General features: G+C 72.6%; 13 protein-coding genes. 7 read left to right on the top strand and 6 right to left on the bottom strand.

The window, feature by feature from the left end; translation table 11 throughout:
- The first annotated feature begins 38 nt into the window (after positions 1-38).
- The 5 genes from Q7L65_RS22315 (at position 39) to Q7L65_RS22295 (ending at position 5,537) form a co-directional block, all read left to right on the top strand.
- Complete coding sequence (locus Q7L65_RS22315) at positions 39-1,601, top strand: FGGY-family carbohydrate kinase (RefSeq protein ID WP_304724666.1); 1,563 nt, start codon at positions 39-41, stop codon at positions 1,599-1,601.
- Positions 1,598-2,233: a histidine phosphatase family protein gene (locus tag Q7L65_RS22310; protein ID WP_304724665.1), complete on the top strand. Its 636-nt coding sequence runs from the start codon at positions 1,598-1,600 to the stop codon at positions 2,231-2,233. Before Q7L65_RS22315 ends, Q7L65_RS22310 begins: the two co-directional genes overlap by 4 nt.
- Positions 2,230-3,018 carry a DeoR/GlpR family DNA-binding transcription regulator gene (locus Q7L65_RS22305; RefSeq protein WP_304724664.1) on the top strand — a complete coding sequence of 263 codons (789 nt, stop codon included), beginning with the start codon at positions 2,230-2,232 and terminating at the stop codon, positions 3,016-3,018. The genes Q7L65_RS22310 and Q7L65_RS22305 overlap by 4 nt, the downstream gene beginning before the upstream one ends.
- 81 nt (positions 3,019-3,099) lie before the next feature.
- Positions 3,100-4,266: a mandelate racemase/muconate lactonizing enzyme family protein gene (locus Q7L65_RS22300; RefSeq protein WP_370552617.1), complete on the top strand. Its 1,167-nt coding sequence runs from the start codon at positions 3,100-3,102 to the stop codon at positions 4,264-4,266.
- An 11-nt stretch (positions 4,267-4,277) separates the two neighbouring features.
- Positions 4,278-5,537: a multidrug effflux MFS transporter gene (locus Q7L65_RS22295; protein WP_304724662.1), complete on the top strand. Its 1,260-nt coding sequence runs from the start codon at positions 4,278-4,280 to the stop codon at positions 5,535-5,537.
- A 70-nt stretch (positions 5,538-5,607) separates the two neighbouring features.
- On the opposite strand, the gene Q7L65_RS22290 is transcribed toward Q7L65_RS22295, so the two are convergent.
- Genes Q7L65_RS22290 through Q7L65_RS22275 form a run of 4 tightly spaced genes read right to left on the bottom strand, consistent with a single transcriptional unit; the run spans position 5,608 to position 10,390 of the window.
- Positions 5,608-7,110, bottom strand: coding sequence for an aldehyde dehydrogenase family protein (locus tag Q7L65_RS22290; RefSeq protein WP_304724661.1), 1,503 nt, complete (start codon positions 7,108-7,110; stop codon positions 5,608-5,610).
- The gene (locus tag Q7L65_RS22285) at positions 7,107-7,481 is read right to left on the bottom strand and encodes a VOC family protein (protein ID WP_304724660.1); all 375 of its coding nucleotides are present in this window, start codon (positions 7,479-7,481) and stop codon (positions 7,107-7,109) included. The genes Q7L65_RS22290 and Q7L65_RS22285 overlap by 4 nt, the downstream gene beginning before the upstream one ends.
- Before the next feature lies 1 nt (position 7,482).
- Complete coding sequence (locus tag Q7L65_RS22280) at positions 7,483-8,655, bottom strand: ABC transporter ATP-binding protein (RefSeq protein WP_304724659.1); 1,173 nt, start codon at positions 8,653-8,655, stop codon at positions 7,483-7,485.
- Positions 8,648-10,390 (bottom strand): iron ABC transporter permease, encoded by a 1,743-nt coding sequence (locus tag Q7L65_RS22275; RefSeq protein WP_304724658.1) that lies wholly within the window; start codon positions 10,388-10,390, stop codon positions 8,648-8,650. The genes Q7L65_RS22280 and Q7L65_RS22275 overlap by 8 nt, the downstream gene beginning before the upstream one ends.
- Positions 10,391-10,675: 285 nt before the next feature.
- Here Q7L65_RS22275 and Q7L65_RS22270 point away from each other — a divergent pair, with 285 nt between their 5' ends.
- The gene (locus tag Q7L65_RS22270; RefSeq protein WP_304724657.1) at positions 10,676-11,923 is read left to right on the top strand and encodes a multidrug effflux MFS transporter; all 1,248 of its coding nucleotides are present in this window, start codon (positions 10,676-10,678) and stop codon (positions 11,921-11,923) included.
- 49 nt (positions 11,924-11,972) lie between these two features.
- Here Q7L65_RS22270 and Q7L65_RS22265 read toward each other — a convergent pair whose 3' ends face one another.
- Complete coding sequence (locus Q7L65_RS22265; protein WP_304724656.1) at positions 11,973-13,487, bottom strand: rhamnulokinase family protein; 1,515 nt, start codon at positions 13,485-13,487, stop codon at positions 11,973-11,975.
- 110 nt (positions 13,488-13,597) lie between these two features.
- On the opposite strand from Q7L65_RS22265, the gene Q7L65_RS22260 reads away from it, so the two are divergent.
- A complete protein-coding gene (locus tag Q7L65_RS22260; RefSeq protein WP_304724655.1) occupies positions 13,598-14,386 on the top strand; it encodes a class II aldolase/adducin family protein in 789 nt (262 codons plus the stop codon).
- 53 nt (positions 14,387-14,439) lie between these two features.
- Here Q7L65_RS22260 and Q7L65_RS22255 read toward each other — a convergent pair whose 3' ends face one another.
- Positions 14,440-15,663, bottom strand: a complete 1,224-nt coding sequence (locus Q7L65_RS22255) for a multidrug effflux MFS transporter (RefSeq protein ID WP_304724654.1) — start codon at positions 15,661-15,663, stop codon at positions 14,440-14,442.
- Positions 15,664-15,672: the final 9 nt, after the last annotated feature.

Raw genomic sequence — 15,672 nt, 5'->3', positions numbered from 1 at the left:
TAACGCCAACTGGTGTGATTTTGGGATGATGGCCGTCGATGACTGACGTTCTCCCATACGCCGTGCACACACCCGACGACGGTGCATCAGCGCCTGTCGGAGCGGCCGTCTGGGTCGGCGTCGACGTCGGCACGCAAGGCGTGCGCGTCGCGCTGCTCGACGAGCGCGGGACGCTGGTCGGCGGCGGTACCGCCCCGCTGCAGAGTCGTCGCGGCCCCGGCCGCCGGCACGAGCAGGATCCCGAGCAATGGTGGAGCGCGACCGTTGCGGCGCTGGCGCAGGCGCGCGCCGCGGTCGACGTGGGCGCCGTGCGAGCGCTGGCGATCTGCAGCACCTCGGGGACGCTGCTGCTCGCCGACCGCGACGGCGAGCCGTTGACGCCGGGCGTGATGTACGACGACGACCGCGGCGCCCCGCACGTCGCGCGCGTCGCCGCCGAGGGCGCAGCGCTGTGGGACGAGCTCGGCCTGCGAATGCAGGGTTCGTGGGCGCTGCCGAAGCTCGTCGGTCTGTTCGGCGGCGACGCGACCGGCGCGGCTGCGCGAGCGGGCGGCACCGCCGCCCGCTTGCCCGCCGACGCCCGCGTGCTGCACTCGGCCGACTTCGTCGCCGCCCGTCTTGCCGGCGAGCCGACCGCGACCGACGCCAGCCATGCGTTGAAGAGCGGCTACGACAGCATCCGCCGCCGCTGGCCCGTCGAACTGTTCGAGCGGCTCGGGATCCCCCCGCAGGCGCTTCCCCGGGTCGTCGCCCCCGGCACCCCGATCGGACAGCTCGGCGCCGCGGCCGCAGCCGCGACCGGACTGCCGGCCGGCGCCGCGATCGTCGCCGGGATGACCGACGGCTGCGGCGGCCAGATCGCCGCCGGCGCGCTCGCCCCCGGCCGCGTCGTCTCCGTGCTCGGCACGACGCTCGTGCTCAAGGGCGTCAGCGAGCAGTTGCTGCGCGACCCCCACGGGGCCGTCTACAGCCACCGCTCCCCCGACGGCGAGTGGCTGCCGGGTGGTGCCTCCAACGTCGGCGCCGGCGCGCTCGCGGCCGCCTTCCCCGGCCGCGACCTTCCCGCCCTCGACGTCGCCGCTGCCGCGCACGAGCCGGCCGGACCGCTGACCTACCCGCTGACCGCGCGCGGGGAGCGCTTTCCCTTCTACCGGCCGGAGGCCGAGGGATTCACGATCGGCGTCGCCGCCGACGACGGAGACCGCTTCGCGGCACTCCTGCAAGGGGTGGCGTACGTCGAGCGGATCGGCGTCGCCGCGCTCGCCCAACTCGGCGCGCCGCTGGACGGGCCGCTCGCACTGACGGGCGGCGCGACCCGCAGCCGCTACTGGTGCCAGCTGCGCGCCGATGTGCTGGGCCGACCGGTCGAGCTGCCGCGCCACCCCGAAGCCGCGGTCGGCATGGCGGTGCTGGCAGCGGCGGGCGCCGACGGCGGATCGCTGCGCGACGCGGCGCAGCGGCTGCTCGCACCGAGCGCGCGGATCGAGCCGCGCCCCGACCGCGCCGCCCGCTTCCAGGAGCGCTTCGGCGCGTTCGCGCAGGCGCTCGTCGAGCGCGGCTACCTGGCCCCGGTCCTCGCCGCCGCGGCGGTGGCGCGATGACCTCCACGACCCTGCTCCTGTCCCGCCACGGCCGCACCGAGTGGAGCGCCGACGGACGCTATGCCGGCGCCAGCGAGATCGACCTCGACGACGTCGGCCGCGAGCAGGCGGGACGACTCGCGCGGTGGGCCGCCGGCGCACAGCTCGACGCGATCCGCTGCTCGCCGATGGTCCGAGCGGTCGCGACCGCGACCGGCACGGCGCATGCGGCCGGCCTCGAACTGGTGCGCGACGCGCGGCTGCGCGAGCTCGACTTCGGCGCCGCCGAGGGACGCCGGCTCGACGAGCTGCGCACCGAGCACCCCCAGTCGGTGCGGGCGTTCGAACGCGACCCGGTCGCTCACCCGCTGCCGGGCGGCGAGGACCCTGCCGCGGCCGCCCATCGCGCCGCGGCGGCGCTGCGGGACGCCGCCGCGGCCGCGCCCGGCGGACGCGTGCTCGTCGTCGCGCACAACACGATCCTGCGACTGGCGCTCTGCGAGCTGCTGGGGATCGAACTCGGGGCCTACCGCCGCGCGCTGCCGCGGATCGACCACGACGCGCTCGCGGAGATCTCGCTCGGCGCGCGCGGGGCGGGGCTGCGGCGCCTCAACGCGCCGCTGCGGGACCCGACGCGGGCGAGCGGCCGATGAGCCCGCGCGCGTCCAGCGCGTCCGCGCGCCGCCGGCGGATCGCCGAGTACGTGATGCGCCGTGGATCGGTCTCCGTCAGCGAGTTGGCGAGCAGGTTCGAGATCAGCGCGATGACCGTCCACCGCGACCTGGACGACCTCGAAGCGCACGGGATCGTGCGCAAGCACCGCGGCGGCGCGACCGCGCTGCCGTCGAGCGTGTTCGAATCGAACATCGCCTACCGGCTGGAGGCCAACCGGCGCGAGAAGGACGCGATCGCCCGCCGCCTGCGCGAACTGATCGAGCCGGGCATGTCGCTGATGCTCGACGACTCGACGACCGCGCTGGCGTTCGCGCGTCTGCTCGGCGACGTGACGCCGTTGACGGTCGTGACCAACTACCTGGAGTCGATCAAGCTGCTGTGCGACGTGCCGGGCATCCGGCTGCTGGCGCTCGGCGGCGAGTACCACGCCGCGCACGACTCGTTTCTCGGCGTCGCGTGCATCGACGCGATCGAGGCGATGTCGACCGACCTCGCGATCGTCTCGACCGCGGCGGTCTCCGACCGCAGCGCCTTCCACCAGGAGCAGGAGATCGTGCTGGTCAAGCGCGCGATGCTGCGCTCGGCGCGGCGCACGGTGCTGGCGGTCGACCACACGAAGCTCGATCGCGTCGCGCTGCACCGCGTCGCGCCGCTGGCGCAGTTCGACCTGATCGTCGTCGACGACGCCACCCCCGCGACGGCGGTTCAGCGGCTGCGCCGGCAGGGGCTGACGGTGGCGGTGGCACCGCGCACGTCCGCATGACGACCGATCCGCTCGCGCCGCCGTCGCGCACTGGCGCGGTCGGTATATTGGTTGTCCGAATATGAGGAGGGATGTCTGTATATGCGGATAACAGGCCTGCGTGTTCAGGTTGTGGGGACCCCGTGGCGGAACCTGACGGTCGTCGAGGTCCAGACCGACGAGGGGATCACCGGACTCGGCGAGGCGCGGATGGTGAACCACACCGACGCGCTGCTCGGATATCTCTCCTACGCGCAAGACGCGCACGTCGTCGGCAGCGACCCGTTCGAGGTCCAGTCACTCGTGCAGCGAATGTTCCGCAACGACTACGACCGCGCGGGCGCGGTCGTGATGTCTGGGATCGCGACCGTCGAGATGGCCTGCTGGGACATCATGGGCAAGGCGCTCGGACAGCCCGTCCACCGCCTCCTCGGTGGCGCGGTGCGCGAGCGCGTCCCCGTCTACGCCAACGGCTGGTACACGGTCGAGCGCGAACCGCAGGAGTTCCACGCGGCCGCCAAGCAGGTCGTCGAACGCGGCTACCGGGCGCTCAAGGTCGACCCCTTCGGGCCCGGCCAGCAGGAGCTCAGCGCCCCCGAGCGCCGCACGTCGATCGCGCTCGTCGAGGCCGTCCGCGACGCGATCGGCCCCGACGCGGAGCTGTTCGTCGAGATGCACGGGCGCTTCACCCCCTCCACCGCGCTGAGCATCGCCCGCGAACTGGAGCCCTACCGCCCGGGCTGGATCGAGGAGCCCGTCCCGCCGGAGAACCTGAAGGCGCTCGCGAAGGTCGCCGAGCGCGCGAACGTTCCCGTCGCGACCGGCGAGCGGCTGCACACCCGCTACGAGTTCCGCGAGCTGTTCGAGCTGCAGGCGGCGGACATCATCCAGCCCGACCTCTGCCACTTCGGCGGCATCCTCGAGCTGCGCCACCTCGCCGCCACGGCCGAGACGGGATACGTGCTGCTCGCGCCTCACAACGTCGGCGGGCCGATCGCGACGGGGGCCAACCTGCAGCTGGCCGCGACCGTGCCGAACTTCAAGATCCAGGAGCACTTCAACGACTTCGCCGACAGCTGGGTCCGGGACCTGTTCCCCGGCCTGCCGCACGTCGGCGACGACGGCGCGATGCCCGTTCCGACCGCACCGGGCCTCGGCATCGGCGTCGACTGGGACGCGGTCGCCGAGCACCCGCGTGAGCAGGTGCGGTTCGATCTCTTCACGGAGGGCTGGGAGCGGCGCGAAGGCCGCCGCGTCGACCGGGCCTAGCAGGGCCCGCCATGACGGGCACCACGACGAGGGGCGGGCCGCGGTCCGCCCCTCCGCCCGAGAGCGTCCGCTTCTTCCTGCTGCTCGGCTGTCTCAGCGCGGTCGGCCCGGCGGCGATGGACCTCTATCTGTCCTCGCTTCCGACCGTCGCACGGGAGCTCGACGTCACCACCTCGGCGGCGCAGCTGACGATCTCGCTGTACCTGGTCGGCATGGCGCTCGGCCAGTTCGTCTTCGGCCAGCTGGCCGACGTGGTCGGGCGCCGGCTGCCGCTGCTCGGCGGGCTCGTGCTGTTCGTGCTCGCGTCGCTGCTGTGCGCCGTGAGCCCGTCGCTTCCCGTGCTGTGCGCCGGACGGCTGCTGCAGGGCGCCGCCGGCGCGTGCGGCATGGCGATCGGGCGCACGGTGGTGCGCGACCTGTTCGGCCTGCGCGACTCCGCTCGCTACTACTCGCGGCTGACGCTGATCTACGGGGTCGCGCCGATCGTCGCGCCGACGATCGGCGCGACGATCCTGCGCGTCGCGTCGTGGCATGGGATCTTCGTCGTGCAGGCCTGCTTCGGGATCCTGCTCGTGATCGGCGCGTTCGTGTGGTTTCCCGAGACGCTGCCGAAGGAGGCGCGGCGCTCGGGCACCCTGGCCGACACGATGCAGACCTTCGGCGCGCTCCTGCGCCATCGCCGCTTCGTCGGCTGCACGGCGACCCTCGGTCTGACGATGGGCGCACTGATCGTGTTCGTCTCCAGCGCGACCTTCGTGATCGAGGACGGCTACGGCGCCTCCCCCCAGCTGTTCGGGATCCTGTACGGGATCAACGCGGCCGCGATGGTCACCAGCAACCAGATCAACGCCCATCTGCTGCACCGCTTCGCTCCGACGCGACTCGCCGGGTTCGGCCTCTGCATGATGGTGACCGGCGCCGCCGGGGTGCTGGTCGTCGAGCTGGCGGGCTTCGGGCTGATCGCGCTGGAGGCGAGCTGGGCGTGCATGCTCGGAAGCTGGGGCTTCGTCCAGGGCAACACGATCGCGATCGGCCTCTCCGAGCACGGCCATGTCGCCGGCTCCGGCTCGGCCCTGATGGGCGTCTTCCAGTACACGATGGGAGCGGTGGCGGCTCCGCTGGCGGGGCTCGGCGGCGGCGACAGCGCGGTCGTCCCGGCGATCGTCGCCCTCTCGTGCGCCGGCGCCGCCGCGGTCGTCTCGTTCAGCCTGGTCCTGCGCCGACCGCCGCCGCAGGCGCCGATCGTGGAGGAGCCGCTCGAGCTGCTCTGACCCCGACCGGCGGCGGGGTGCTCCGCGTCGCCGCGGGCCGGCGGCGGGGCGGAAGCGCGGTGCGCGACGGCTAGGACGCCGCGCGGCGGCGCAGGGCCGCGGGCAGCGCGGCCTCGGGAAAGCCCTGGAAGCCGACCGGGCGCAGGAAGCGCCGCGGCGCCGTCATGCCGACGGACGTGTGCCCGTCGATCGACGTCGCCGGGAACGGTCCGCCGTGCACCGTCGCGCGCCCCACCGTCACCCCCGTCGTGATGCCGTCGAAGACGAGCCGTCCGACCTTGCGCTGCAGCCGCACCATGATCGGGTGCAGAGCGGCCTCCTCGGCCTCGGCGTACAGCCCCGCGGCCAACGCGGGCTCCAGCGACTCGAGCAGCTTCAGCAGCTCGGCCTCGTCGGCGCACCAGGCGACCACCGCCGCCGGGCCGAAGACCTCCTCGACCTGCGTCACTCCGGACGTCAGCGCCGACGCCGCCACCTGCGCGAGCAGCGGCGCCTGCCAGCTGCCCGGCCGATCGGTCTCGGCTCCGCGCGCGATCACCTCGACCGCGGGCGCCGCGGCCAGCTCGTCGGCGCCGCGCACGAACGCCTCCTTCGTGCGCGAGTCGAGCAGCGGCTGGGACTCGCCGGCCGCGAGCAGCTCGGCGAGCGTGCCGACCAGCGCACGGGCCGCCCCGTCGTCGACGAGCGCGATGATGCCGGGCTTGGTGCAGAGCTGCCCGTTGCTCGCGACGATCGCGCCTCCGAGCTCCTGCGCGATCTGCGCGCCGCGCGCGGAGGCCGCCGCCGGCGTGACGACGGTCGGGTTGACCGCGCCCATCTCGGCGTAGACCGGAATCGGGCGCGGCCGCTCGGCTGCGGCCCGCACCAGCGCCAGCCCGCCGGATCGGCTGCCGGTGAACGCGACGGCGTCGACGTCGTCGCAGGTCGCCAGGCAGACGCCGGTGGCGTGCTCGCGGCCCTGCAGCAGCGAGAACCAGGCCGACGAGGCCCCGACGCTGAGCAGCGCGGCGTGCACCGCCTCGGCGGTCAGCTCCGAGGTGCGCGGATGCGAAGGGTGCGCCTTGACGACGACGGGACAGCCTGCGGCGAACGCCGCGGCCGTGTCACCGCCGGCGACGCCGAAGGCGAACGGGAAGTTCCCGGCGCCCCAGACCGCCACGACGCCGATCGGCAGGTTCATCCGCCGCTGGTCGGGTCGCGGCGGCGTCGCCGCCGGGTCGGCCGCGTCGACGATCGGCTCCAGCAGCTCACCGCTGTCGACCACGTCGGCGAAGGCGCGCAGCTGGCCGGTCGTCCGCGCCACCTCGCCTGTGAGCCGCGCCGAGGTCAGCCCGGTCTCCCGCTCGGCCGCCTCGCACAGCTCGGCGGCGCGGGCGTCGATCTGCTCGGCCACCGCCCGCAGCAGCGCCGCGTCGGAGAAGGTGCGCCGATCGCCCTCGGAGAGGAACGCCGCACGGGCGGCGCGCGCCGCCGCGGCGACCTCGGCCGCCGTGGCGTCGACGTAGGCGCCGGGGGCCCGCTCCCCGGTCCGCGGATCGGTCCCGGAGAACTCCGCCGTCGCGCGGACCGTCATCCAGTGCCTTCGACGATCTCGATCCGATAGCCGTTGGGATCCCGCACGAAGCAGATGCGCGGGCCGTCCGCGCTGACGGTGTACGGCGCGCGCTCGGGCGAGATGCCCCGCGTGCCGAGGTCCGCCAGCGTCACGTCGATGTCCGGCGTCGTGATGGCGATGTGACCGTAGCCGGTGCCGATCTCGTAGCTCTCGACGCCGGGGTTGTAGGTCAGCTCGAGCCGGTCGCTGTCGCCGGGCGTGCCGAGGAACACGTTGGTCGCGCCGTCGGGCAACGCCATGCGATGGCGCTCCTCGAAGCCGAGCGCCTCGTAGAAGGCGACGCTTTCGTCGATGTCGACGATGCGATAACAGGTATGGATGAGGGTCATGTCAGCTGATCGGTTGGCGGCTCTTGACGTCCGCTGGGTTGGGCTCGGCGGCGTGCCGGCTGTTGGACCAAGACGTCCCGTCCGGCTCGAAGAAGCGAACCTTGGAACCTGGGATGTCGAGCGCGATGACGTCGCCGCGCGCCATCCCGGTGACGGATCGCGGCTCGACGGGCAGGCGGACCGACTCCTCGCCCTTGCTCACGAGCACGTCGGCGTGATCGCCGGTGACCTCCAGCTCGTCGATCGTCCAGCCGCCGATGCGAGCCATGCCGACATCCAGCGGCGCGGACGAGAGACTGACCGTGACGTGCACCGGCCGCGCGTAGACGCGCAGCGACTCGGGCGCCATCGTCGTGGACGGCAGCGCGCCTTCGAGCTCGAGCTCGCCGGAGCGCCAGGCACCCTCGCCGCGGACGGCCGCCGTCAGGCGGCGATAGCCCACCAGCTCGGCGACGTCGACGCCGGTCGGGTGGTCGAAGACCGCCTCCGGCGCGCCGAGCTGCGCGATCTCGCCTCTGTGCATCACGGCGACCTTGTCGCCCAGCACGGCGGCTTCGAGCAGGTCGTGCGTGACGTACACGCCGGTGAATCCGACGCGACGGTGCAGCGTCCGCAGCTCTGTGCGCAGCTGCTCGCGCAGCTTGGCGTCGAGGTTGCTGAGCGGCTCGTCGAACAGCACGATCGACGGGTTGCCCACCAGCGCGCGCGCCAGCGCGACGCGCTGCTGCTGCCCGCCGCTGAGCTGGCCCGGTCGGTTCTGCAGCAGCGATTCGTCGAGGTCGACGAGCCGCGCCGCCTCGGACACCAGCGCCGAGTGCTGCTGGCGCGAGACGCGCCGCGCCTTGAGCGGGAACTGGATGTTCTGGTACGCCGTCAGGTGCGGCCACAGCGCAAAGCTCTGGAAGACCATCCCCAGGTTGCGCTTGTTCGACGGCACGTTGACGCCCTTCTGCCGGTCGAACACCGGACGGTCGCCGAGCACGATCGCGCCGTCAGTGGGCTCCTCGAGCCCGGCCAGGCAGCGCAGCGTCGTCGTCTTGCCGCAGCCGCTCGGTCCCAAGAGGACGAGCAGCTCGCCTTCGGTGACGTCGAACGAGACGCCGCGGACGGCGTCGATCTGGCGACGGCGCACCTTGTAGCTCTTGGTGACGCCCTCTGCAGTGATTCTAGCCAACGGTCGCACGTCCCTTCGAGGTGCTGCTCAGCGCGCCACGTCCCCCGAACAGGAACGCGAGACCCACACCGAGCGCGGTAATCACACACATGACGATCGACATCGCCCCTGCCTGCGAGTAGCCAACAAAAGAGAAAAGCTGGTAGAGCTGAGTGCCCATCACCTGGGTGTTCATCGACGCGACGAAGATCGATGCGGTGAACTCCTGCATCGAGACCACCATCACCAGCGCCGCGCCGCCGGCCAGCGCAGGGCGCAGGAGCGGCAGGTCGATCGTGAGGACGCGCCGTAGGAAGCCGGCGCCGCAGGTCCTTGCCGCCGCGTTCAGCTCGGGCCCCAGGTTCACCAAGGCCGTCAGCTGCAGGCGCGTCGCGATCGGCAGGATCAGGACGACCCAGAGGATGATGATCCCCCACGCGTTGCCGTAGAGCCCGACGGATGTCTCCGTGTACAGCAGCAGGAAGCCGAGGCCGAAGATCGCCGTCGGCACGACGAGCGGGAGGTTGACGATCGCGTCCTGAATCGACGAGAGCACCGGGATGCGGCGATTCGCGTAGATGATCCGCGCGCAGCCGTGTGTCACCGGCACGCCGATCAGCACGGTGGCGACCGCGTACTTGAAGCTGTTGGTGACCGCCTCGCGCAGATCGTCTTGGGAGAAGATCAGCGAGTAGTTGTGCAGCGTGAAGTCGCCGACTCTGATGTGGCCGCTCCAGAACGGCTGCAGCGAGACGATCACGATCGCGATCAGCGGCAGCACCAGCGAGATGAGCGCGTACACGATCAAGACGGTCGGACCGGCCCAGCCGGACTGCTCGGTGGCCGGCCGCGAGCCACGGCCGCCGACCGTGACGTAGCGAGCGGCGTCGCGCAGCATGACGCGCTGGAAGATCAGCGCGATGATCCCGACGACGAGGATCGGCAGGCCATAGGCCGCGGCGAGGTTGAAGTTCGGCGAACTGGAAGCCGTGTTCGCGTAGATCGAGGTCCCCAGCACGTGGATGCCCACGGGGCTGCCGAAGATGATCGGCACGGTGATCTGGCCGATGCCCAGCAGCAACGTCGTCATGGCACCGTAGATCAGCGCCGGCCGCATGACGGGCAGCACGACCTTCCACAGCAATCTCGTCGGCCCGCAGCCGAACACCGACCCCGCGTCGAGCAGCTCCTGGCTCAACTGCGCGAGCGCGGTCTTGACGAACAGGAAGACGATCGAGGTCAGGACGAAGCTGCCGATGATGATCATCCACGGCAGCGTGTATGGATTGATCGGGCCGTACGTGCCCCCGAACAGCGACCGGTAGATCTGGTTGACGTACCCGATCGACGGATTCAGCAGGTAGACGTAGCCGGTCACCATCGCCAGCTGCGGCACCACCAGCGGCAGGAACGGGACGTTCGCGAGCCAGCGCCAGCGGGGTCCGAGCCGGCTGGCGAACCACGCCAGCGTCGTCCCCATCACCAACGCCAACGCGCCGGACCCGAGCGCGAGCTCGAGCGTGCTGACGACGAGATTCCAACTGCCCGTCGCGTTCAGCATCTGGCTGACCCCGGAGGGGTTGCCCGCGAACGCATAATTGAACACGTAGACCGCCGGGGCGATGACCGCTGCCCCGGTCAGCAGGATCAGCAACACGGCCGGCCCGCGACCCACGATGCCCAGCCGCATCAGCAGCCGGCGCCACCGGATCGAAGCGGCGCCCTGAACGGGAAGCCGCTCTGCTTCGACGCTCATGGCCGCCCCCTCACGGGTGACACGTCACGGCGGCGCGCGCCGCACACGACGGTTGACGTCGATCGCGTTCGACACTGAGTGCCAACTGCATGACTCCTCGACCCCACAGAACGCACTCTCCTCAGCTGCGATCTTTTCCGAAATACCGGATGGTCTTCCGACTTTGTAGACTGCGACGCTAACCTGGTCCATCGCGCAAGTCAACCCCGGCAGCCGTCCGCGGCCTGAAAAGAGACAGCCCATGACTTCCCTCTCGCAGCCCCGCGGACTCCTCCGCACGCGTTCGTGAGCGCCGGGCCGACGGCGCAGGCGGTGCGCCGGCCGACTGCCGGCGTCGGCTTCTTCGTGCTGCTCGGCGCGCTCTCCGCAGCTGCGCCGGCGGCGATGGACATGTACACGCCGGCACTTCCGCAGGTCGCCGACGACCTCGGCACCTCGACGTCGTCGGCGCAGCTGACGATCGCGCTGTTCCTGGTCGGATTGGCGCTCGGGCAGCTCGTCTTCGGCGAGCTCAGCGACGTCTTCGGCCGACGGCGGCCGCTGCTGGTCGGACTGGCGCTGTTCACCGTCAGCTCGATCCTGTGCGCGAGCGCGACGACGCTGCCCCTGCTCTGCCTCGGGCGGATCCTGCAGGGCGCCGCCGGCGCGAGCGGCATCGTGATCGCGCGCTCGATCGTGCGCGACCTCTACGGGCTCGAGGACTCGGCGCGCTACTACTCGCGCCTGACGCTGATCTACGGCGTCGCTCCGATGGTGGCGCCGCTGATCGGCTCGGCGGTCGCGGGCGCGACGAGCTGGCACGGCGTCTTCGTCGCGAACGCCATCTTCGGAGTCCTGCTCGTCAGCGCTGTTGCGCTGAAGCTGCCGGAGACGCTCGCCCCCGAACTGCGCCGCTCCGGCTCGCCGGCCGCCGCGCGCGCGGCGTACGCCACGCTCCTGCGCGACCGCGTGTACGTCGGCTGCATCGTCACGACGGGACTGATGGCCACGGTGCTGACCGCCTACGTCTCGATGACGCCGTTCCTCGTCACCGATCGCTATGGCGGCTCGCCGCAGCTGTTCGCGATCCTCTTCGGCGTCAACGGCCTCGTGATGGTCGCGTCGAGCCAGATCAACGCCCATCTGCTCCATCGCGTCGGGCTGGCGACGCTGACGCGCGTCGGCCTCGCGCTCCTGCTCGCCGGCTGCGCCGGCCTCGCGGCCGTCGCCGTCGGCGGCCTCGGGCTGATCGCGCTCGAAGCGTCGCTGATGCTGCTCGTCGCCAGTTGGGGCTTCTCGCAGGGAAACCTCGTGGCGATCGGGCTCGCCAACCACACGCGCATCGCCGGGGCCGGTTCGGCGCTGATGGGGCTCACGCAGTTCGCCCTCGCCGCCGCGATCGCCCCGCTGGCCGGGATCGGAGGCAGCAGCTCCGTGGCGCCGATGGCGACGATCGCGGTGATCGGCGGCCTCGGCGCCACGGGCGCCGCCCTCTTCGTCCTCGGACGCCGCTCCGCCGCGCCGCTGCCGGAGGTGAGCGCATGTCCATCCTGATCGCCCCAGCTGGTGTCGCAGGCGATCGCGCAGGCCGATCGCGACGCGCTCATCCCCTGTCCGAGACGGTTGCGATGCGCGACCTGCTGCGGGCGGCCGTGGCCGCGAGCCGGTGACGCGCGGGTTCGAGCGCTCGCGCGCCCGCGCGCGCGGGCTCGTAACGACGCAGCCGCGTCGAGCGGCGCACGACCTCGCGCAGATCCCACAGGTCGCCGATCCCGTCGTGCAGCTGCCACAGCACGTTGCCGGCGACCGTCGCCTCGACCGGGCCGGCGATCACCGGCAGGCCGGTCGCGTCGGCGGTCGTCTGCGACAGCAGCTCGTTCTGGCTCCCGCCGCCGACGACGTGGACGGCCGACGGCGTCACGCCGCCGAGCGCGGCGACCTGCTCGATCACCAGCGCGTATTTGCATGCCAGCGAGTCGACGAGGACCCGCACGACCTCCGCGGGATGCTCGGGCAGCGGTTCTCCGGCGGCGGCGCAGAGCGCGCGCAACCGCGCGGGCACGTCGCCGGGCAGCCGCAGCGACGGGTCGTCGACGTCGACGACGGCGTGCCCGGCCGGCAGCCGCGCCGCGGCCGCGAGCAGCTGCGCGAGGTCCTGCGGGCGTCCCTCCCGCTCCCATGTTCGCTGCGCCTGCGTCAGCGTCCACAGGCCGGTGACGTTCTTCAGCAGGCGCACCGTCCCGTCGACGCCCAACTCGTTGGTCACGTTCGCCGCACAGGCGGCCTGCGACAGCACGGGCGCGCGCGTCTCGACGCCGACGAGCGACCACGTCCCGCTGGAGACATACGCGAACTGCTCGTCGGCGGCCGGCACGGCGACGAGCGCAGCCGCTGTGTCGTGGCTGGCGCCGAGCCGCACCAGCGGCGCGCGCGCCAGGCCGGCGTCGGCGACGACCTCCGGCAGCAGCGGGCCGAGCGGCTCGTGCGATCCCACGATCGGCGGCAGCAGCCGCGCCGGGATGCCCAGCATCCCCACCAGGTCGTGCGCCCAGCTGCCGGCGCGCACGTCGAACAGCTGCGTCGTGCTCGCGATCGTCGGCTCGCACGCGCCGTGACCCGACAGCCAGTAAGCCATCAGCGCGGGGATCATCAAGAGCCGATCGGCCCGCGCCAGCGTCGACGGCGCCTCGGCGAGAAGCTGGTCGAGCGTGTTCGCCGTCATGAACTGCGTTCCGGTGCGAGCGTAGATCTGGTCGCGCGGGACCCGCATCAGAGCCCGCTCGATCATCCCGTCGGTGCGGCGATCGCGATGGTGGAAGACCGGGCCGACCGGCAGGCCGCCCGCGTCCAGCAGCGCATAGTCCAGACCCCACGCGTCGACCGCGACCGACTCGACCTCGCCGCCGCGGCGCGCCGCCTCGCGCAGCCCGCGCTTGATCTCGGCGAAGATGCCCAGCACGTTCCACAGCAGCCGGCCGCGGAGGTCGACGGACTCGTTGGCGAAGCGGTGCACCAGTTGGAGGTCGAGTCTCCCGCCGACGACCGCGCCGAGCGCGACCCGCCCGCTCTGAGCACCGAGGTCGACGGCGGCGACCGGACCGTGCATCTTCGTACTCACCACAGGTCGATCACCTCCTTTGGGCGCGCCGCCATGCCAGCGCACGCGCAGCCGTGACATGCTTTGAACGTGATTGCCCTCCTCGCCGCGCTCGACTCCCCGGAGTCGCGATGAGCGTCCGCGTCGATCCCTCCGCCGTCCCTTCCGCCCTCGTCGACCTGAGCCGCCGACTGGGCGCGCGCTCGCGCGACCTCGTGGTGCTCGCGGAGGGCAACACGTCGACCGTGCTCGCTGACGGCACCATCGCGGTCAAGCGCAGCGGCGCGCGGATGGACGGCGCCCGCCCCGAGGACTTCGCGCTCGTCGAACCGGCCCCGCTCGTCGCGCTGCTCGACGATCCCGCCAGCACGCAGGAGGCGCTCGACGAAGCGCTCACCAGCGTCGCCGGACCGGCAGGCGCGCGCGCCTCGCTGGAGACGCTCGTGCACGTCGCGGCGGTCGTCCACGGCGGCGCGCGCTGGGTCGCGCACACCCATCCGAGCCCCGTCGTCGGCCTGCTGTGCACGCCTGGCGCCGCCAGCCTGTGGGCGGCACCGCTGTTCCCCGACGAGATGGTCGTGCTGGGAACGCCCGCGTGGGTCGCCTACCACGAGCCCGGCCTCGCACTGGGCCGTGCCGTCGCCGACGTGCTGCGCGCGCCGCGCGGCGGGGCGCCCGCGCCGCGACTGCTGCTGCTGGCCAACCACGGGATCGTCGCGCTCGGCGAGAGCGCGGCCGCCGTCGAGGCGGTGACCGACATGTGCGTGAAGGCCGCGCGCGTGCGCGCGGTCGCGCTCGCGGCCGGCGGCATCGAGCCGCTCGACGTCGCGCACGCCGCGACGCTCGCCGACCGTCCCGACGAGGCCCACCGCCGTCGCGACCTGTTCGGCGCGTCGCCCGGCACGGCCGCCGGCGCGTAGCGCGCAGGTCACGGCGCGCGCCCCCGCGCGTCGGCCGCGTGCGCGCGGGCGGCTCATGACGCCGCCGACGCCGGCGCGCCCTCGCGCCGGATCGACAACACGGCGAACGACGCCAGCGCGAGCACCCCGCCCGTCGCCATCACGCCGCCCATCGTCGCGGGGCTCGTGCCGATCGCACCGAGCACCGGCGGCACGATCGCTCCCGCCGCGAACTGCAGCAGGCCCATCAGGCCGGCCGCCGAGCCGGCTCGCTCCTTCTGCTCGGTGAGGGCGAGGGCCGTCGCGTTGGGGTTGACCATGCCGAGGCCGCAGCACGCGACCGAGACGAGCGGGATCACCACCATCGCGCCGGCGCCCGCGATGCCGGCGATCGCCAGCACGGATCCGCCGCCCGCGATCCAGACCAGCCCGACCTCGAGCAGCCGTCGCTGCGGCACGCGCCCGACCAGCCGCTTGTTGACGATGTTGCTGGCCATCAGCACGCAGCCGTTGACGCCGAAGAGCAGGCCGTAGACCTGCGGACTGACCCCGTAGACGTCCTGGTAGACGAACGACGACGCGGTCAGGAAGCCGAACATCAGGACCGCCGACATCGCGAGCGGGACCGTGTACGAGAGGTAGCCGCGGTCGCGCAGGAGGTCCCGATAGGTGCGCAGGATGTCGGCGGGATGACCCGAGCGACGCCGTGCGCGCGGAAGCGTCTCGGCGGTCCAAGCCGCGCTGACGATCAAGAGGACAGCACCGACGACAGCCAGGAACAGGAACAGGAAGCGCCAGTTGCCGACGGCGAGCAGCAGAGCGCCCACCAGCGGTGCGACGATCGGGGCGACGCTGACGACGGCGGCGAGGCTCGAGTACATCCGCGCGACCTCCGCGCCTTCGAACGAGTCGCGGACCATCGCCCGGGCGAGCGTGATGCCGGTGGCTCCGGCGAGGCCCTGGACGACACGCAGCGCGTTCAGCATCCCGATCGAGCTCGCGAGCGCGCAGCCGACCGACGCCAGCGTGAACAGCGCCAGGCCGATCAGCAGTGGACGCCGGCGGCCGAACGTGTCGCCGATCGGCCCAGCGAGCACCTGACCGAACGCGAGTCCGAGCACGCAGGCCGTCACCGTCACCTGCACGTCGGCGACGCCCGTGCCGAGATCCTCGGCGAGGTCGGGCAGCCCTGGCAGGTAGAGATCCATCGTGAGCGGGCCGAACGCCGTCAGCGCGCCCAGGACGACGACCAGGCGACCCGGGCGGCCGACCGACCGGCGGGCGGCGGGCGCGGGCACGGCTGTCAA

The organism is Conexibacter sp. CPCC 206217 (assembly GCF_030646165.1).
GTDB lineage: Bacteria > Actinomycetota > Thermoleophilia > Solirubrobacterales > Solirubrobacteraceae > Conexibacter.
Note: the sequence above shows the minus strand (reverse complement) of the source record. Positions and strands in the feature narration are given on the sequence as shown.

Bases quoted from the DNA above. Each gene is read 5' to 3' on its own strand.
- Q7L65_RS22315 (WP_304724666.1), top strand. From the start codon at position 39: ATGACTGACGTTCTCCCATACGCCGTGCACACACCCGACGACGGTGCA.
- Q7L65_RS22310 (WP_304724665.1), top strand. From the start codon at position 1,598: ATGACCTCCACGACCCTGCTCCTGTCCCGCCACGGCCGCACCGAGTGG.
- Q7L65_RS22305 (WP_304724664.1), top strand. From the start codon at position 2,230: ATGAGCCCGCGCGCGTCCAGCGCGTCCGCGCGCCGCCGGCGGATCGCC.
- Q7L65_RS22300 (WP_370552617.1), top strand. From the start codon at position 3,100: ATGCGGATAACAGGCCTGCGTGTTCAGGTTGTGGGGACCCCGTGGCGG.
- Q7L65_RS22295 (WP_304724662.1), top strand. From the start codon at position 4,278: ATGACGGGCACCACGACGAGGGGCGGGCCGCGGTCCGCCCCTCCGCCC.
- Q7L65_RS22290 (WP_304724661.1), bottom strand. From the start codon at position 7,110: ATGACGGTCCGCGCGACGGCGGAGTTCTCCGGGACCGATCCGCGGACC.
- Q7L65_RS22285 (WP_304724660.1), bottom strand. From the start codon at position 7,481: ATGACCCTCATCCATACCTGTTATCGCATCGTCGACATCGACGAAAGC.
- Q7L65_RS22275 (WP_304724658.1), bottom strand. From the start codon at position 10,390: ATGAGCGTCGAAGCAGAGCGGCTTCCCGTTCAGGGCGCCGCTTCGATC.
- Q7L65_RS22260 (WP_304724655.1), top strand. From the start codon at position 13,598: ATGAGCGTCCGCGTCGATCCCTCCGCCGTCCCTTCCGCCCTCGTCGAC.